This window comes from Vibrio sp. 10N.222.46.A1, from assembly GCF_041473595.1.
In the GTDB taxonomy this organism is placed as follows: domain Bacteria; phylum Pseudomonadota; class Gammaproteobacteria; order Enterobacterales; family Vibrionaceae; genus Vibrio; species Vibrio tasmaniensis_A.
In genome coordinates this window covers 1-535 of record NZ_JBFRSN010001733.1, presented here as the reverse complement: position 1 = coordinate 535, position 535 = coordinate 1, and the positions used below count along the sequence as shown (strand labels likewise).

The window sequence follows — 535 nt, the reverse complement described above, 5'->3', positions numbered from 1 at the left end:
GCACACGTATCACCACCAACTTCGCTAACTTGGCGCGTGGTGACAGCCGCCAAGCAAACTTGCGCAATGCACTGCAGATGATTGACAACAGTTTCAACGCATTAGCACACTGGGACAACCCAAAAGGCGACCGTTATTCTGTAGAGCTTGAAATCATTTCTGTTGATATGGACATTGAAAGCAACGGCGAAGCATTCCCTTCCATTGAAGTACTGAAAACCAATATTCTAGACCGTAAAACCAACGAGCGTATTGAAGGCATTATCGGAAATAACTTCTCTTCTTATGTTCGAGATTATGACTTTAGCGTACGTCTATTGGATCATAATAAAGGCCAAGATAAATTCAGCATTCCAGAAGATTTTGGTGATTTGCACGGCAAGCTTTTTAAATATTTCGTTAACTCTGACGCTTACAAAAAGAACTTTAATAAGCCACCTGTTATTTGCTTAAGCGTGTCAGATAATAAAACCTATTACCGCACTGAAAACCAACACCCAGTATTAGGTTTTGAATACCAACCGAATGAGTCTTC

The 535-nt window shown here is 40.7% G+C and carries 1 protein-coding gene; it reads left to right on the top strand.

From position 1 onward, the window contains the following. Window positions 1–535: putative oxygenase MesX (locus tag AB4496_RS29075; RefSeq protein ID WP_372133592.1), on the top strand; the 535-nt coding region annotated here is incomplete at both ends.